The organism is Clostridium sp. AM58-1XD (genome assembly GCF_003464085.1).
In the GTDB taxonomy this organism is placed as follows: Bacteria; Bacillota; Clostridia; order Lachnospirales; family Lachnospiraceae; genus Lachnoclostridium_A.
Map to the genome: position 1 here is coordinate 11,528 of NZ_QSDR01000045.1, position 16,953 is coordinate 28,480.

Consider the following 16,953-nt stretch of genomic DNA (forward strand, 5'->3'; position numbering starts at 1 on the left):
GCATAAGGTAAGGATTTATTGAGGACTAAGGGGATACCGTAACTGGTATCCTCTATTTTTCTGCCTCTTACAGGCAATTAAGAATAAATGGAGGTTGTGCATATGAGTGTTGATGTAAAAAATGAATTAGAAAAACGGGCAGCTGGAACTGTTAATCCGGCAGTCAAATTAACAAAAAATATGACAATTGTCGATATGGTAAGGGCGCTGGAACCGGAAATAAAACGGGCGCTGCCAACGATACTGACGCCGGAACGCTTTATGAGAATGGCTCTGTCCGCCATTAACAATACGCCGGAGTTGGCGGACTGTACTCCGATGAGCTTTATTGCTGCCTTAATGAATGCGGCGCAGCTGGGTATGGAGCCGAATACTCCTTTGGGACAGGCTTATTTAATCCCTTACAAGAATAAGGGGACTTTGGAATGTCAGTTCCAGATCGGATACAAAGGTCTGATTGATCTGGCTTACCGGACGGGTCTGATTCAGGTGATACAGGCACAGACGGTACGGGAATTTGATTCTTTTGAATACCAATACGGGCTGGATTCCAGACTGACTCATCGGCCGGGAGACGGGGAACGGGGTGAGATTACTTACATCTACGGTCTGTTTAAACTGACAAACGGCGGTTATGGTTTTGAAGTGAGCAATAAAGCGGATATGGATGCATTTGCAGAAAAGTATTCGAAATCTTTTGGAAGCCGGTTCAGCCCTTGGAAGGAAAATTACGAAGATATGGCAAAGAAAACGGTGATTAAGCGGGCGCTGAAATATGCGCCCGTTTCTTCTGACTTTCAAAAGGCATTATCCATGGATGAGACAATTAAGTCGGAATTGTCGATTGATATGAGTGAAATCCGGAACGAATGCCAGGTGGAAGCCAGCGGCCAGGAGGGAGCTGCATAATGGCAGACTCCGTTATTGGTATTTACATACCGGAAGATGAAGAAAAAGGGCGACCTGAATATATCGAGCGAGGGGCGTCACAAAGTGGATGGATTTATAAAAATCCGGCGGCATTTTATAGAGATCCTTTTGCTGTATGTTATATCCCTGAGTTATCAGATTGTACCTATACAGGACTGGATTTTTTAAAGATATGTTTGGGACAGCCCGAGATTGCGGAAGAAATGTTTTTGAGCGTGGACTGGCAGCATCCGGAAACATGGCTGGACGAGCAGTTCCGCCAGGGAGAATTGGATGTCTGTGAAAAATGCGGGAAGATCTATCAGAGCTATGATGAGGCAGAATGCCCTTTCTGCAAAAATAAGGAGGTGTTTAACATAAAAGACTCAGGAAGAGATTTTTTAGAAGAAGTAATGATAGACAGAATCGACCAGATACTAAGAAAAGACAGAAAAGATACCGATGATTTTTACGAAGAGCAGGAAAAGATACTGAATACTCTGGAGGCAGAAACAAGAGTAAAGCTGGAGGAATTTGCTTGTAATATCCTGTTGATGCATGCACAGGAACTTCAGGCTGTGTATAAAGAAGCGTTTTTTGATGGTTTGCGTTTGGGACATAAGGTGTTTTGAAGCAGGAAAAGGCAATTTGGGCCTGAATATTAAGATGGAGGTATTACATATGAAATTTGAATTATTTACAGAAGAAATGAGACGGTTATTAAAGAGTGGTCTTGGCAAAGGTTATCAGGTACGGGTGAAGATGATTGAAAAAAATAACGCCTGCCCGTTTACGGGGCTTGTTATTCATAAGCGGGGCGAAAGTATGGGACCAATTGTATATATGGAGCCATACTACAGGGAATATATGGAGGGAAGTTGCCTGAAGCAGCTTGCAAAAGAGTTGGTTGAGGATTACCGGATTAACGAAGTAGAGCAGATTTCTGTTGATTTTTCGAGCTGTCTGCTGTCATGGGACAGGATAAAAGATATGATTCTGTACAAGGTGGTTAATACCGGGAAGAATAAAAAAATGCTGGAGGAAATGCCTCACAGGGAATATCTGGATCTGTCTATCATTTATTATATATATCTTGGAAATCACAGTGCAGGGCAGTTTACAGTCCCGGTTAGCACGGGACATATGGAGCTTTGGGAAGTGACAGAAGAAGATCTGTACCGGGCAGCAATAAAAAATACTCCCCTTTTAATGCCTGCTGTAATTAAAACGATGGAAGATGTTTTGAGTGAATTAATAAGAGGTGAGTTCGGAGAGGTAATTAACGATACTGTCGTTAATGCAATGTTTGAAAATGTTTCGGATTCTCCAATTCTTTACATATGTTCAAATAACGTTGGTATGAATGGGGCAGCCTGCATTTTATATGAAGGCGTTCTGGCGGAATTCGCTGAAAGAATGGGAGGTGATGTGATAATTTTGCCATCCAGTATTCATGAAACGATTCTGTTACCGGATAGGGATGAGATGGACTACAATGATATGAGAGATATGGTAAAAAGTATTAATGAAAATGATGTGCCGGATGAAGATGTCCTGTCTGATCGGGTATACCGGTATTCTCTTGAAAAAAGAGAGGTAGAAGTTGTTGGATGAGTACGTAGGATAAGATATAGCCCCTGTGGAATACCACAGGGGCGTATTAAGACAATGTTGCTTTTGGTATATTAGGAAAAGATTGTTGTCGGATAGAGGAAATAAACTTTTCTTGAACAAAGTCAGGGCAACGGATATTATAAGTATAGTTGAAAATTTAAATAAAGAAAAAATAATAATGGGAACTGAAAAGGGTAGGTGGAGAAGTGAAAGAACGGGCGTTTGTCAGAAATGATATTGAATTGGAGCGTGATGTACAAAAGGAGCTGAACGATTGGAAAAACAAGAGACATCATACCGTGCTTCAGGTGGAAGGCCCAAGACAGGTTGGAAAAACTCATGAAATAAGAAAGTTTGCATATGAAAATTACCAGCAAGTCGTTTACGTTAACCTGGTAAGGGATGAGTATGGTTTTGAAGATTTACTTGCAGAAGATCAATTTATGGAAATATACTGTAAGAAAGCTGGGCTGGGGGAATTTATTAATAATGAAAACACAGTCTTAATCATTGACGAAATACAGGAGAGCAAAGAGGTATATAATGCAATACGTGATCTGCGGGAACGGTGTTCATGCGATATTATTGTGAGCGGCAGTTATCTGGCCCGGACGGTAAATTCAAAGGATTTCTTCTTGCCCGCGGGAATTGCATACCTTAAAATGTTTCCGTTGTCATTTAGGGAATTCTGCCGTGCCCAGGGGCTGGAAGAAATTTTGGAAACTCTAAGTCCATATGGAATGTCTCCCAAGGAAGATTATGATAAGTTAGAGCAGGCTTTTCAGATATTCAGAAAGATCGGAGGCTATCCGCAGGTGGTAACTACCTATCTGAGGACGAGGAACACTTTAGACTGTATGGACGTCTTAGGTGATTTAGTGCGTACATTCACGGCAGAATCCAGTCGCTTTTTTTCCAACAGCACGGCACTGAGTATATTTAACGAAGTATACCGGGCTGTTATGGTTCAAATGGCAGAGGAAAAGAAAGGATCAGGAAAGTCATTACTGGAATTTATAACTAACTTTGTTAAGGATTCTGTAAAAGAGCCAGTTAGCAGTAATGAGGTCAGGGCGGCATCCAGCTGGCTTCTGTATTCCGGAATTATTGGGTATTGTGATCTTTATAATAATGGAGATGTGACGGATGTAATCAGTAACCGCCGTGCATATTTTGCAGATACAGGGATTGCCAGCTATATTTTTGATATGGTGACAGTACCTAAGGATGCAGTTGAAGTTCTGCTGACAGAGACATTTGCGTATAGCGAACTGAACCGTCTGTACCAGGCGCCTGTGGGTAGGAGAATAGTGAGAGGGGATAAGCCCTGTTTTTCTACCTGTGGTGATTATGAACTGGATTTTGTGGTAGTAGATCATGATGATATTAAGATCGGGATTGAAGTAAAGAGCAGTAATAATAAAGCAAAATCTTTGGAATTTTATAAGGATAGAGGAATGATCGATAAGGGATTCAAGGCAGCCCCCATAGTGGGTGGACATGGGGAGAGGTTCGATACAATCCCGATTTATTTAGTAGGGGCGGGATTTCCGTATGATAGAAAGTAAAAAACGTTAAATATAAGCACAAATATACAATGTTATAGAATATAGAAAGTTTGATAATTAAGATTAAAAAGGTATTATCGCATGAAGTGTGTGGTAATGCCTTTTTTAATGGAGGTTTGCATGGATTTTATTGAAAAGCAGATAAAAATACTTAATAGAAAGATAACGATCAGGATTACTATGCTGGAAAAAAGTATAGAGGATCTTAAAATTCGGCAGAGAGAAGATGAATTTGTTTATGGAGTTGGAGGAGCATATAGGAGAAAAGAAAATGCCATTATTAAAAGGGAAAAGGAAATTAATGAGCTGTGCGAGTTCGTAAAACAGATTAAGAAACCAGTCATTGCCAACGAGATTATATTTTCGTCCCTTTATTGTAAAGAGTGCCATAATGAAATATTGACGGAAGGCAGAATGAAGGAGGACTGGCATGAGTGTCCGGTGTGCCGGAAGATGATTTATGGAAGAGCGAATAAAAAGGCAGTTGGGATTGTAAGTGAAAGGTATTTGGAATGATGTTTATAAAATCTGGCTTTGTTGATAAAGCGGTTATGCAGTAGAATTGTATGATTGTATGCTGAATTGTACAAGAAGATATCTGTGTAAAGCCGTTTGGGAATATGATATGATGGTAACAGGCAGAGAAAGAGAGAAAGAAGGCTGAAAATATGGAAGGAAGAAAAACGTTACCCATTGGAACCGACGATTTCCGGAAACTGCGTGAAAATAATGCCTATTACGTGGATAAAACACTGATGATAAAGGATTTCCTTGAAATGCGGGACGAGGTGGCGCTGGTCGCCAGGCCCAGACGATTCGGGAAGACGCTCAACATGACGATGCTTCGTGAGTTTTTCGACATTACAAAGGACAGCCGGGAACTTTTTGAGGGTCTGGCAATAATGGAGACGGAGTATGCGGATCAGATCAATTCCCGTCCGGTTATTTATTTCACCTTCAAAGACTGCAAAGGCGCAACCGCTGATGAGCTGATGTTTCTTGTAAAACGGAATCTGTATCAGGAATATTTACAGTATGAGAAGTTGCTAAGGGATAAAGTAGATAAGGATTCCTTTGAAACAAGGGATTTTTATGCAATGATAGATGTTTTGAGAAATTCCCAGGCAAACTATGGACAGTATTCTTTTTCGATTCAGCTTTTGACACAATTTGTAAAGAACGGCTATGGAATTGCACCTATTCTATTGATTGACGAGTACGATCAGCCAATTATGAGTAGTTATGAATATGGTTATCATGAAAAACTGGGCCAATTCTTTTCAAATCTTTACGGAAGCGCGATGAAGGGGAATTCTGCCTTGGGACAGGCGCTTCTTACAGGAGTTCAGCGGGTGGCAAAAGAGAGTATTTTTTCGCAGTTTAATAATGCCAGGGTATACACAGTGCTGCATAAGACATATGCACCGTATTTTGGCTTGACTGCGGAAGAAACCGAGAAGCTTTTAGCTGACTACAGTTTGAAACTGGATGAGAAAGTGCGTAAAAAATATGACGGGTATCGATTTGGGGACATTGAAATGTATAATCCTTGGTCGATCTTAAATTATGCTGATTTAGGCAGCTTAGATAATTACTGGATTAATACATCTTCTAATTATCTGGTAAAAAAGGCGCTGCAGACAGCAGACCGACGTTTTTGGGAAAAGTTTGAACAGTTGATTGCGGGAAAAGAAATTGCGGTATGGATTACACTGGAACTTCGTATATTGAAAGGGATAGCAATTACAGCCTGTGGGGACTTCTGGTGAATTCCGGCTATTTGACTGCTCTGAGGCGGGTGGATGAAAACACTGCGGTGGTGAAGATTCCTAATGACGAGGTTATGTCAGAGTTCCAAATGCTGATTGCTGAGATATCCGGTATTGATGGCCTGGACTTAAAGCAGATGATGTCCTGTCTGCTAAATAAGGACATGAAACTTTTTCTTGAATTGTACCAGGAGATTGTGCTTTCCTGTACCAGCTATATGGATGCCAGAGAAAATGCCTATCACATGTTGTTCTTTGGTATGTGCATTACCCTTCGAGGTTCCTATAGGGTAACCAGTAACCTGGAAACCGGTTATGGCCGAAGTGATATTACACTACAGTCTTTGTCTCCGAAGAATATCAACGTCATTGTGGAATTTAAGCAGGGAGAGGATATTGCGCAGTTAAAAGAACAGGCGTTGCAACAGATACTGGACAATCAGTATTATACAGGTTTGTCCGGCGAAGTTTTATGTGTGGGAATCGCCCATAATAAAAAACACTGCGAGATGACTTATAAGGTGATAAATATATAGTGTTATAGTATATTAGGAAGATTAATAATTAAGATTAAAATGGCGTTACCGCATGGAGTGTGTGGTAACGCCATTTTTTAATGGAGGTTCGTATGGATTTTATTGAAAAACAGATAAAAATACTTAATAGAAAGATAAAGGCCAGGATTACTATGCTGGAAAAAAGTATAGAGGATCTTAAAATTCGGCAGAGAGAAGATGAATTTGTTTATGGAGTTGGAGGAGGGTGAGTTCGTAAAACAGATTAAGAAACCGGTCATTGCCAACGAGATTATATTTTCGACCCTTTATTGTAAAGAGAAAGGAGGACTGGCATGAGTGTCCGATGTGCAGGAAGATGATTTATGGAAGAGCGAATAAAAGGGCAGTTGGGATCGTAAGCGAAAGGTATTTGGAGTGATATTTATAAAAACTGGCTTTGTCGATAAATCGGTTATGCAGTAGAATTGTGTGATTATATTATAATTGCTTACGATTTCAAAAAATGGTATGATGGAATACAAAGAGATGTTTGACTTGGATTGCAAAGGTGGTGACTAGAATGGAATTAAAGAGAGATATTTATGATAAACTTTTGGAGTGGAAAAAAAGAAATTCTCACAAAGTGTTGGAATTGGAAGGCGCGCGTCAGGTTGGGAAAACTTTTATTTTAAACCAGTTTTCCAGGGAATATGAATCATATATCTATATTAATATGATCGGGACTACCGGCCAGCGCTTTTTACGTTGTCTGGAAACCGCTTCCAGCTGGGAGCCTGGACAGATCCCGGTTGAAAAACCTGTTCACAAGGCATTTGAGTTGTATGATCCTAATTTTGTTGATGATGAAGGACTTTTGGTCGTGATAGATGAAATCCAGGATTCCCCGGTGGTTTATAGTAAAATCCGGGAGTTTTCCAGAGACTTTAATTGCCATTTTATAGTGACTGGCAGCTATCTTGGAAAAACAAGGGAGAAGGAGTATTTTTTATCTGCGGGAGATGTGGAATCTCTGACAATGACTTCTTTAACTTTTCCGGAGTTTTTGGATGCGTTTCAATTGAGAGCGTTGTATGAGCGTATAGATCTGTTTGGCAGTTCCAGCCATGAAGATTATGATAAGCTGAAGAGGTATTTTGATGTTTATCTGCATATTGGGGGATATCCAGAGGTTGTACTGACATATTTGCAAACAGGTGATATGAATGCCAGCGCGGATATAATTGAAAACCTTGTGGCTGTTTTTATAAAAGAATCGACCAGGTATTTTGATAATCCATTAGAAACAGCCACGTTTGATAAAGTATTTTCTTCTATTGCGGCAATGATGCTGAAAGAGAAGAAGGGGACTAAGGATTTAATTACTGACTTAACGAGCATTATATTCAAAGAGGAAAGCGGGAAAATAGCTAAGAGGACAGTCAATTATGCAATCAGCTGGCTTTATCTGTCCCATCAGATTGGATACTGCAGTAAAAGCGTGGACTGTGATAACTTAAATATTGTCGAGAACTGCCGATATTATTTTATGGATTTAGGAATTGCAAATAGATTTCTTGCTTTGACTGGTACTGCTCAGGAGACAATAGACGGGTGTCTATGTGAGAACTTTGTGTATTTAAACTTGATTGACAGAATTAAGCGCCGGGAAATCGCAGGACAGGTTCCATGGTTCGGGACAGACGAGAAAACCAGCGGGGAATTGGATTTTTATGTGAGGAGCCGTCTGGACCATAAGAATTATGGACTTGAAGTGAAACGAGGGAATGAAATCGCGGTAACGGCGAATGGGCTGCTGGAGAAGGGGAAACTGGATTATGTGTATATCTGAAGGATACTTATGGAGGGATTAATGGTAGAAAGTACGCTGTTCCATTGTATTTGGCGGGGAGGATTGGGTTTGGATTAGGGGATATTGGATAGTATATAATATGTTTGTGTGTGAATGATGGCTGTCCTTTTGTGGGCAGCCAATTTGTATGTTATTGGTTGAATTTGATATGAGCCGGAATGGGATTAAGCATCGGAATGTGAGAGATTTTTTGATGGAGAAAGGAATGGGATTAGGAGAATAAGAGTTTCCTGCTAGGGATAAATCAGCAGGGAGCTTTATTTTTTGTCGAGATCATGTAAAGTTAAACACCAACGATCCTTCAAACAAATATATTTAGTATCTTATTTTTTCTAAAAAATAGATCGGAAGCTAATCGAAATAACTATATATCTGTTTATCACATTGAGATCTTATGGTATAATGAAAGCGATACGTTTGTTCGATATTATGTGCTTGGAGGGAAATGTAGTGCCAATTAGATGCAACTTATCTACATTAATGGGTAAGAACAGATATAAAATACAGGATGTTTGTGAGAAAACGGGTTTAGCCAGAGGGACGGTTTCAAACTTATATCATGATAAAATGCAGCGTATTGATTATGACACATTAGAAAAGTTATGTAAATTATTTGACTGTCAGGCAAATAGCATACTAGAATTTTATTTAGAAGACGAGGAATAGAATGATTCAATATTTTTGTAACGATTGTAACGTACCTATGGAAACATCAGAGTGTAGTATTTGCAAAAAACGGACGGAGCTATCATCTACGGTGTATTGGTGTGATAAATGTAATGTTCCTATTTATTGGGATATATGTCCCTGCTGTGGAGAAAAGGGGCGTTATGTGTCTACAGATATAAGGCCGGTGTTTCCCAAGGAAAGCTTATTAATTGGGATTATTTTGGATGAAGGGAATCCACTTGCATTACAGGAATCTTCTGTTTGGAATGGAAGTGGATCTTATATTATAGATGGAAAGAAGATATCTATATCTGCGACTAAATTAAATAGTTTACCGTTAGAAGAAATTATAAAAATCAAAAGGCAGTATGATTTGTATGTAGATCAAATCGATATGAACTTTTTTGATAAGGTGAAAAGGAAGTTTGTAGAGATTAACAAGGTTCGATATGATGAAATAAATGACGAAGGTATTCGATATATTAGAAGTTTCTTAGATAAATACTCAATTGATGAAATGTTTGTATCATTCAGTGGCGGCAAGGACTCAACCGTGGTTTCACACTTGGTAACAAAGGCACTGGGCTCTCGCAAGATATTACATATTTTTGGAGACACAACGTTAGAACATGATTTGACTTACGAGTATAAAAAAAGATTTCTTAAAAATGAAGAAACTGTAGGAATACCAATGATTTCAGCTAGAAACAACGAAAAAAACTTTGAAGAGTTATGTGAAGTTGTGGGACCGCCTAGCCGGGTAATGCGATGGTGCTGTACTGTTTTTAAGACGGGCGCGATTACAAGAAAAATATCAGCAGCCTTTAAAAATAAGACCAACATATTGACCTTCTATGGTATTCGTAGAAGCGAATCTGCAAGCAGAGATAAATATGACCGGGAAAGCGATAGTCCCAAAATAGCCAAACAAACCGTAGTTTCCCCAATTATTGATTGGATTGATTTTGATGTATGGCTTTATTTACTGACGGAAGGGATTGACTTTAATGAAGCATATGACTAGGTTATTCCCGAGTTGGTTGTTGGTGTTGTCCCAATAATGGAAGTTGGTCTGAATTTTTGGCTAAAGTTCATATGTATGATAAGTATTATAAGTGGAGAGAATTGCTGATTAATTTTGCAGTTCAAACTGATAAAATAGAGCCTGAGAAGTATGTCGATGAAGGAAGCTGGAAGGCAAGACAAGGTGGAAATGGATTGGAAATGGCACAAAAGTCCGTTATTTCTTTTGAGCCATGTGCGACAGAAGATAGTGCATTTAACTATGATTTACAGAAACCTATTTCTGAGGAATTATATGAATTATTTAAGCCATTTGGTTATATAAACAAAGAATTAGGCAATAAGCGTCTTGGTGAAGTCTATATATTAGATAAAACGGGGCGTGTAGTCATGATTTTACAAGGAAGAATCGGTACTACGAAATTAAAAGTAACCTTAAAGAAAATAAACATAGCAGGCGCCCGTTCACTGCAGGTTGCGGAAAAAAGAATTCAATGCCAGATAACAAAATATCAGATGTGTATGAGCTGTAGGGCCTGTGAGGGCGTATGTAAACATACAGCAATATCTGTTAAAGATTTACCTGACGGGACTACAGAATATAAAATTGATGATGAGAAATGTGTGCGTTGTGGAGAGTGCGTAGGCCATTTTGACGCAGGGTGCTATATGAGAAAAGTTTTAGGAATAAAGCGAGGTTAACCATGGTAGAAGGAAAGGTTCTATATAGAATATCAGGACACGAAAAGTTTGCATTACGTGAGGGCTGGATCAGTAAAGGAGTATTAGCAATAGAAAATAATCCGAGGATTTTTTTGCAGCCAGATGCGCCGGAGACACTTGGAGTTGGAAGTAATATGGTAAAATCAATGAGGTATTGGCTAAAAGCGTTTGACCTTATTGAAGAGCGGGCGGGAATTGGTGCAGAACTAAAGCCTCTAGCTAAATGTATTAAGGCACATGATTTTTATTGTCAGGATATGTTTACTTTATGGCTTTTACATTCTCGCTTAGTAAAAAATATAAATTATGCGACTTCATATTACATGCTATTTAATAATTTAGAAGTTGAAGATAATACGAAAGAGCAAGTAGAGCATGCGCTAATTTATGAATTAGAAAAGTATGCAGGTGCAACAATAAAGAAACATACGGCTAAAGATGATGTGACAGTAGTGCTTCAGATGTATAGCAAAGAACGGTCAGAAGATTATGATCCCGAAGATAAAAATGTTAGTCCATTGACTAGTTTAGGTTTATTAATGCAGTCCAAAGGAAAATATACAAAAAAGCAGCCGGATTTGTCAAAACTAAGTGAGTGGGTGATCTTATATGAATTGGCAGATACTTTTGAAAAGATAAATAGTGATAGTGTAAGCATTGATGCATTGTATAATGGAAAAAATGCAATCGGTAATATATATAATCTAACAAGAGTAGCACTTAATGATTATTTAGATAGAATTTCAAATATGTCGTATATTAAGGTGGACCGTACGGCAGGTTTGGATATGGTATATAGGTTGTTTTCTGAGAGTGCCGATGAGATAATTGAAAAATACTATGAAGGACATAGATAAGGTGAAGAAATGCCAAGATTAGGTGAATATATACTTGTAAATGATAATTTCAAAAATGCTATTAATATATATCTGAATTTAAACAAGACTGATAAGATTTTGAGTTATATTCCAACGAAATCATCAGTAGCAATTTTGGATGATTATATTAATGCAGTGAATAGCAATAGAGAGCAGGCAACTATTTTGATTGGTCCTTATGGCAAGGGTAAATCTCACTTATTGCTTGTCTTATTAGCGATTCTTACTTTGGAGAGAAATGCTGGCAATAATGAAATTATTGGACAGCTACTTAATAAAGTTAATAATGTTGATATTAAAGCAGTGGCAGATATAAAAAAGGTATGGAGCGAAAAAAAACCATTTTTGCCTGTTATTATTTCCAGTTCTTATAATGACCTGGATCAGGCATTCCTTGTGGCATTAAATGAGGCAATTAAAAGAGCCAACTTAACGGAATTAATTCCTGATACCTTTTATTCGAGAGCGTTAGAAAATATTCAATCTTGGAAAAATGAATATAAAGATACCTATGATAAGTTTTTATTAGAATTATCCGAGAAGAAATGGAATATACAGGATTTTAAGCTTGCATTAAAGGAATGCAGAAAAGATGCCTTAGCCATATTTAAGAGATTTATCCTGTTTTGACATCAGGAAGCCAATTTAATCCGATGATTAATACAGATATTCTTCCATTATTTAAAAATATAAGTGAAATATTGTACGAAGAATATGATTATGGTGGTATTTACATTATCTTTGATGAGTTTAGTAAATTCATTGAGAGTAAGGATAAAACGGCTGCAGGCAATGATATGAAGCTATTGCAGGAAATTTGCGAATTGGCCCAGGAATCTAAAAATGCGCAAATATTTATTACAATGGTAGCTCATAAGAGTATCAAAGAGTATGGAAATTACCTGTCAAAAGATATAATTAATTCTTTTACAGGAATTGAAGGTAGAATTACAGAGAAATTTTTTGTAACTTCATCGAAAAATAATTATGAGCTTATTCAAAATGCTATAATAAAAAATTATAAGAATGAAGATGATGTGCCTCAAATTTCTCATTTTGTAAATATGAGTAGGGCTAAAAAAATTCATGCAGATATCCCGTTTTTCCATTCGGATTTTGAGTTTAATGATTTTTTTAATGTAGTGGTACAGGGATGCTACCCAATGAATCCAGTTAGCGCTTACATGCTATTAAATATTAGTGAAAAAGTTGCTCAAAATGAGAGGACGTTATTTACTTTTATCTCTAAAAGTGAGCCCAATAGTATGGCTCGCTTTATTGAAAAACATACAGAAGAAATAGCGTGGACTGTTGGTGCGGATTTAGTATATGATTACTTTAAAGGTATATTTAAGAAAGAAATATCAAATAAATATATACATGACGAATGGCTAAAGGCTGATTATGCCATATCTCAGTGTACAACCCCTGAACAAATAAAGATTGTTAAAGCGTTGGCTGTTATTAACATAATTAACAGGCCAGAGGAGTTGCCGGCAGATAGAAAGGTCTTACGAAATGCGGTGAAAGTTTCTACATTTGACGATGTGTTAAATGAGATGTTAGAAAAAGAAGACATAATATATTTTAAAACATCAGTAGGTAGAATTGCTTTTAAAACAAGTATAGGTGCAGATTTAGGTAGGATTATACAAAACAGAAGAAAATATTTGGGTGATCATGCCAATATAAGTAAAGTTCTGGCTAAAGTATCAAATTTTGATTTTATTATTCCTAAAAAGTACAATCAAGATTTTGCCATAACGCGATACTTTAGGTATGAATTTATGACCTATGAAAGTTTTTTCTCACTTATGTTTGGAGAAAGCTTGTTTGATGACAATGAATTTTGTGATGGTAAAGTTATAGCTATTATTAATCAAGATAGTAATAATCATTTAAAAGAAATAGTGGGTAAAGTGCAGGATTTTTCATTGCAACAACTAGTTGTACTAGTTCCTCAAGTGCCATTTAATATGATCGCTCAAATACAAGAATTTGAAGTGATTCAAGCATTAAGGCAAGATCAAGAATTTTTAAAAGAAAATGCTGTACTCCAAACAGAATTGGATGTTTTTGAAGAAGACTTAAATCTAGAATTAAATAAGTTTTTACAGGATAGTTATGGTACAGATTCTGGTTGTGCGGCTATATACTATAACGCTAGATCTAAACAGGTGGATACAGAAGTAAACTATGACTTGGATCAATTAGTAAGTGGGATTTGTGAAAGCTATTATTCTCAGACTCCAGTAATAAACAATGAGCTAGTTAATAAACAAAATTTAACGACTCCAATTAAAAAGGCTAGAAAAAATATAATTTCATTTATTCTTGAAGGTATAAAAGATGAGATGTTCTACAGTGGCTCCAATCCAGAAGCTACAATTTTTAGATCATTGTTTATATATCCAAAAGTTTTGGATAATAAATGTGATAAAAGAATGGAAAATATGTTAGCCACTATTTATCAGTTTTTAAATTTGTGCACGCAGCAGAGAGGAAGAGTAAAAGATTTAATAGATCAACTTAAAAGACATCCATTAGGTATAAGAGATGGAGTTATTCCGTGTTATCTTGCATATGGCATCTTTATGCAGAGAGGAGATGTAGTTGCCTATTTAGGAAATAAGGAATTTGATGTTACAGCCGATATTATTTTAAATATGTGCGAATCTAAAAATGATTACTATTTATTTATTTCTACTGAAAATGCGGATAAAGAAAGTTATATAACAGAGCTCAATTCTTTGTTTGCAATAGATGGAAATATTGATTTACATGGATCTAGACTTAATAATCTTCTTACAAGTATGCAGCGTTGGTATAGAGCGTTACCTTTATGTACACGAAATGTTAAAATTAAGCCAGATTTTATAGAAGATGAAGAGTTATTTAAAATAAGTATAGCAGTCAGAACCGTGCTGCAGAAGGTGGAAGCCAATCCTTATGAAGTGATTTTTAATGAATTGTCTATGGCTTTAAATGTAGAGAATAATTATCTAAAGACTATTGAAAAGCTTAGACAGGTGAAGCATTTAATGGAGGATTATCTGGAATTATGGTTGGATGAGTTAGCACGGAAAACTAGAATGGTGTTTTGTGAAAAGAAAACGGATGAAGATTTACACCATATATTAAAACAATGGTATGAAGAACAGAGTGAAGTTTCTAAACTAAGAGTTTCTAGCAATAAAGTTACTGGGTTAATGAGCTTTATTAAAAATTTGAATGTATATGATGACAGAGAGATTGTAAGACGACTTATTAGAGTTATAATGGGTATATATGTCGAAAACTGGTCTGATAATACTAGCGAGATGTATTTTCGATATTTAAAAGAAACAAAGTTGGAAATCGAAGAGACTCAAGATGATTCTATAACGGAAGCAACGGGAGAAATTACTTTCAAAAATAGCAAAGGTGAAGTAGTAACTCGGCGCTATGAACGGGCGACAGAAAATGATGGAACGATTGTAAGAAATCTTATTGAGGAAGCATTAGATGCTTACAGCGAAGAATTAAGTACAAACACAAAAGTAGCAATTTTAGTAGAGATGCTGGAAAGATTATTAGATTAGAGAGGTCAAGACATGATTTATTTGGATAATGCAGCAACGACATTTCCCAAACCTGAAGAAGTGTATTTAGCGATGGATAAGGCAAATCGTACTTATGCAGTTAATGCGGGACGAGGTTCTTACCGAGTGGCTCAATATGCATCTAAAGTGATCGATGATACCAGAAATGAAATTTTAAAATTAGTGCATGGAGATAAGGGGACTTCCGTTGTTTTAGTACCATCGGTGACAATTGCATTAAACCAAATACTTCATGGATTATCTTTTGTAGCAGGCGATATTGTATATGTATCCCCATATGAGCATAATGCAGTGGCTCGAACATTGAACTTGATATCCAAGAGAAAGGGAATAGTAATTAGGGAATTACCGATTAATGAGGAGACCTTGGAAATTGATTTAGATAGGGTACGATATCAATTTTCGAGAGAACAGCCTAAGTGTGTATGTGTGACACATGTGAGTAATGTGACTGGATATATTTTGCCAATTGTAGATTTACTAAATGAGGCAAAAAAATATGATGCGATTACAATATTGGACGCATCTCAATCCTTAGGATTGCTTGAAGTAAATGTAAAGAAAATAAAAGCTGACTTTATTGCATTTGCTGGACATAAGACGTTATATGGTCCTCTTGGTGTCGCTGGATTTATAATAAATAGCGGTGTGGTCTTAGACGAGTTTATTGTAGGCGGGACAGGAAGCGATTCATTAAACTTAAATATGCCTCAGAGTATACCCAATAAGTATGAGGCGGCAAGTTCCAATATTGTTGCGATTGCAGGATTAAATGCAGCGCTTAAATGGATCAATACTAATGACATATATGAGCACGAAAAATACTTAACTGATTATCTAGTAGATAAATTAAAAGGTATTTCTAATATTAAATTATATTTGCCAGATTGTAAACACGCGCACATTAGTATTGTGTCATTTAATATTAATGGGTATAAGGCGGATGATCTTGGGCTGGTTTTAGATCAGGATTTTGATATCGCAGTTCGGACTGGTTACCACTGTGCGCCATATATTCATAAGTATTTGAGGGATGATTATGCTTCAGGTACAGTTCGAGTTGGTATCGGATTCTTCAATAGTGAAAAAGATATAGATATTCTGATAAATGCATTGTTGGAGTTATGAGGTGGGGGATTACATGAGCTTTCAAGATTTGGATGTGAAAAAAGAGTATAGGTCAAAATTAGTAAGTATTTCAAAAGAATTTTATACACCTATATTAAAGGAAGCTATTACTTATGATCGAGCGGTGGGCTTTTTTTCATCAACAGCGCTTATCATGATAGCTAATGGACTAATTCCATTCATTAATAATGGCGGAAATATAAGATTGATTGCATCACCGAGGTTATCAGAAGAAGATATAACTGCGATAAAGGCTGGCTATGAGAAAAGGGGAGTGGTGGTTCAGGCATTATTGCGCTCCCTTTATGATGCAGCAGATTTTAAGGAGAGCCAAAGATTGAATCTTCTGGCTAATTTAATTGCTGATAAAAGGTTGGATATAAAAATCGCACTTGTTAATAGTGAAAGTAAAATGGGAATGTACACGAGAAAATGGGGGTGTTTGAGGACAAAATTGGAAATAAAATAGCATTTACAGGTTCTATGAATGAGTCATTGACAGCTATGGATATTAATTATGAATCTATAGATGTATATTGTGATTGGAAGAATCAGGATAATTGGGAACGAGTTCAAAATAAAATAAAAGCATTTGAAGCTATTTGGAACAATGAAGATTCAAGTGTGGAAATTATGGATTTTCCAGAGGTTAAAGAAGAAATTTTGAATAAGTATAAAAAGGAAGAAATTTGTTATGAAGAAA

At 36.9% G+C, this 16,953-nt stretch carries 17 protein-coding genes and 1 pseudogene; all 18 read left to right on the plus strand.

Translation table 11 applies throughout. The features are described from left to right. Positions 1-102: 102 nt before the first annotated feature. On the plus strand, positions 103-909 hold the full coding sequence (locus tag DXA13_RS19100; protein WP_118246619.1) for a recombinase RecT: 807 nt from the start codon (positions 103-105) through the stop codon (positions 907-909). After that, positions 909-1,541, plus strand: coding sequence for a hypothetical protein (locus DXA13_RS22175; RefSeq protein WP_243009229.1), 633 nt, complete (start codon positions 909-911; stop codon positions 1,539-1,541). Before DXA13_RS19100 ends, DXA13_RS22175 begins: the two co-directional genes overlap by 1 nt. A 49-nt stretch (positions 1,542-1,590) precedes the next feature. Next, entirely contained in the window at positions 1,591-2,523 is a 933-nt protein-coding gene (locus DXA13_RS19110; RefSeq protein WP_147348059.1) for a DUF5688 family protein, read from the plus strand. A 206-nt stretch (positions 2,524-2,729) separates the two neighbouring features. After that, positions 2,730-4,091, plus strand: a complete 1,362-nt coding sequence (locus DXA13_RS19115; protein WP_118246621.1) for an AAA family ATPase — start codon at positions 2,730-2,732, stop codon at positions 4,089-4,091. Positions 4,092-4,211: 120 nt separating this feature from the next. Continuing rightward, entirely contained in the window at positions 4,212-4,607 is a 396-nt protein-coding gene (locus tag DXA13_RS19120; RefSeq protein ID WP_118246622.1) for a hypothetical protein, read from the plus strand. 152 nt (positions 4,608-4,759) lie between these two features. Continuing rightward, on the plus strand, positions 4,760-5,860 hold the full coding sequence (locus tag DXA13_RS19125; protein ID WP_118246623.1) for an AAA family ATPase: 1,101 nt from the start codon (positions 4,760-4,762) through the stop codon (positions 5,858-5,860). Next, entirely contained in the window at positions 5,794-6,396 is a 603-nt protein-coding gene (locus DXA13_RS19130) for a PD-(D/E)XK nuclease domain-containing protein (RefSeq protein ID WP_118246624.1), read from the plus strand. The genes DXA13_RS19125 and DXA13_RS19130 overlap by 67 nt, the downstream gene beginning before the upstream one ends. 92 nt (positions 6,397-6,488) lie before the next feature. Next, a complete protein-coding gene (locus DXA13_RS21150; RefSeq protein WP_181995750.1) occupies positions 6,489-6,626 on the plus strand; it encodes a hypothetical protein in 138 nt (45 codons plus the stop codon). Between the two features lie 311 nt (positions 6,627-6,937). After that, positions 6,938-8,206, plus strand: coding sequence for an AAA family ATPase (locus DXA13_RS19135; RefSeq protein ID WP_243009230.1), 1,269 nt, complete (start codon positions 6,938-6,940; stop codon positions 8,204-8,206). Positions 8,207-8,656: 450 nt separating this feature from the next. Beyond that, the gene (locus tag DXA13_RS19140; protein ID WP_118246631.1) at positions 8,657-8,893 is read left to right on the plus strand and encodes a helix-turn-helix transcriptional regulator; all 237 of its coding nucleotides are present in this window, start codon (positions 8,657-8,659) and stop codon (positions 8,891-8,893) included. A 166-nt stretch (positions 8,894-9,059) separates the two neighbouring features. Beyond that, a complete protein-coding gene (locus tag DXA13_RS22180) occupies positions 9,060-9,920 on the plus strand; it encodes a phosphoadenosine phosphosulfate reductase family protein (protein WP_243009231.1) in 861 nt (286 codons plus the stop codon). A 56-nt stretch (positions 9,921-9,976) separates the two neighbouring features. Beyond that, positions 9,977-10,621 carry a 4Fe-4S dicluster domain-containing protein gene (locus tag DXA13_RS22185; protein WP_243009232.1) on the plus strand — a complete coding sequence of 215 codons (645 nt, stop codon included), beginning with the start codon at positions 9,977-9,979 and terminating at the stop codon, positions 10,619-10,621. Between the two features lie 2 nt (positions 10,622-10,623). After that, on the plus strand, positions 10,624-11,499 hold the full coding sequence (locus DXA13_RS19150) for a DUF4007 family protein (RefSeq protein ID WP_118246625.1): 876 nt from the start codon (positions 10,624-10,626) through the stop codon (positions 11,497-11,499). Between the two features lie 9 nt (positions 11,500-11,508). Then, positions 11,509-12,150: a hypothetical protein gene (locus DXA13_RS19155; RefSeq protein ID WP_118246626.1), complete on the plus strand. Its 642-nt coding sequence runs from the start codon at positions 11,509-11,511 to the stop codon at positions 12,148-12,150. Positions 12,151-12,173: 23 nt separating this feature from the next. Then, a complete protein-coding gene (locus DXA13_RS19160) occupies positions 12,174-15,101 on the plus strand; it encodes a hypothetical protein (protein WP_118246627.1) in 2,928 nt (975 codons plus the stop codon). 12 nt (positions 15,102-15,113) lie between these two features. Beyond that, positions 15,114-16,250 (plus strand): aminotransferase class V-fold PLP-dependent enzyme, encoded by a 1,137-nt coding sequence (locus DXA13_RS19165; protein WP_118246628.1) that lies wholly within the window; start codon positions 15,114-15,116, stop codon positions 16,248-16,250. A gap of 13 nt (positions 16,251-16,263) precedes the next feature. After that, a complete protein-coding gene (locus tag DXA13_RS19170) occupies positions 16,264-16,719 on the plus strand; it encodes a hypothetical protein (RefSeq protein WP_118246629.1) in 456 nt (151 codons plus the stop codon). After that, a pseudogene (locus DXA13_RS19175) lies at positions 16,689-16,953 on the plus strand (DNA repair protein); the annotation flags it as partial. The gene DXA13_RS19170 and the pseudogene DXA13_RS19175, both read left to right, overlap by 31 nt.

Bases quoted from the DNA above. Each gene is read 5' to 3' on its own strand.
- DXA13_RS21150 (WP_181995750.1), top strand. From the start codon at position 6,489: ATGGATTTTATTGAAAAACAGATAAAAATACTTAATAGAAAGATAAAG.
- DXA13_RS19110 (WP_147348059.1), top strand. From the start codon at position 1,591: ATGAAATTTGAATTATTTACAGAAGAAATGAGACGGTTATTAAAGAGT.
- DXA13_RS19135 (WP_243009230.1), top strand. From the start codon at position 6,938: ATGGAATTAAAGAGAGATATTTATGATAAACTTTTGGAGTGGAAAAAA.
- DXA13_RS19165 (WP_118246628.1), top strand. From the start codon at position 15,114: ATGATTTATTTGGATAATGCAGCAACGACATTTCCCAAACCTGAAGAA.
- DXA13_RS22175 (WP_243009229.1), top strand. From the start codon at position 909: ATGGCAGACTCCGTTATTGGTATTTACATACCGGAAGATGAAGAAAAA.
- DXA13_RS19170 (WP_118246629.1), top strand. From the start codon at position 16,264: ATGAGCTTTCAAGATTTGGATGTGAAAAAAGAGTATAGGTCAAAATTA.
- DXA13_RS19160 (WP_118246627.1), top strand. From the start codon at position 12,174: ATGATTAATACAGATATTCTTCCATTATTTAAAAATATAAGTGAAATA.
- DXA13_RS19125 (WP_118246623.1), top strand. From the start codon at position 4,760: ATGGAAGGAAGAAAAACGTTACCCATTGGAACCGACGATTTCCGGAAA.
- DXA13_RS19130 (WP_118246624.1), top strand. From the start codon at position 5,794: ATGGATTACACTGGAACTTCGTATATTGAAAGGGATAGCAATTACAGC.
- DXA13_RS19155 (WP_118246626.1), top strand. From the start codon at position 11,509: ATGCCAAGATTAGGTGAATATATACTTGTAAATGATAATTTCAAAAAT.
- DXA13_RS19100 (WP_118246619.1), top strand. From the start codon at position 103: ATGAGTGTTGATGTAAAAAATGAATTAGAAAAACGGGCAGCTGGAACT.
- DXA13_RS19150 (WP_118246625.1), top strand. From the start codon at position 10,624: ATGGTAGAAGGAAAGGTTCTATATAGAATATCAGGACACGAAAAGTTT.
- DXA13_RS19140 (WP_118246631.1), top strand. From the start codon at position 8,657: ATGTGCTTGGAGGGAAATGTAGTGCCAATTAGATGCAACTTATCTACA.
- DXA13_RS19120 (WP_118246622.1), top strand. From the start codon at position 4,212: ATGGATTTTATTGAAAAGCAGATAAAAATACTTAATAGAAAGATAACG.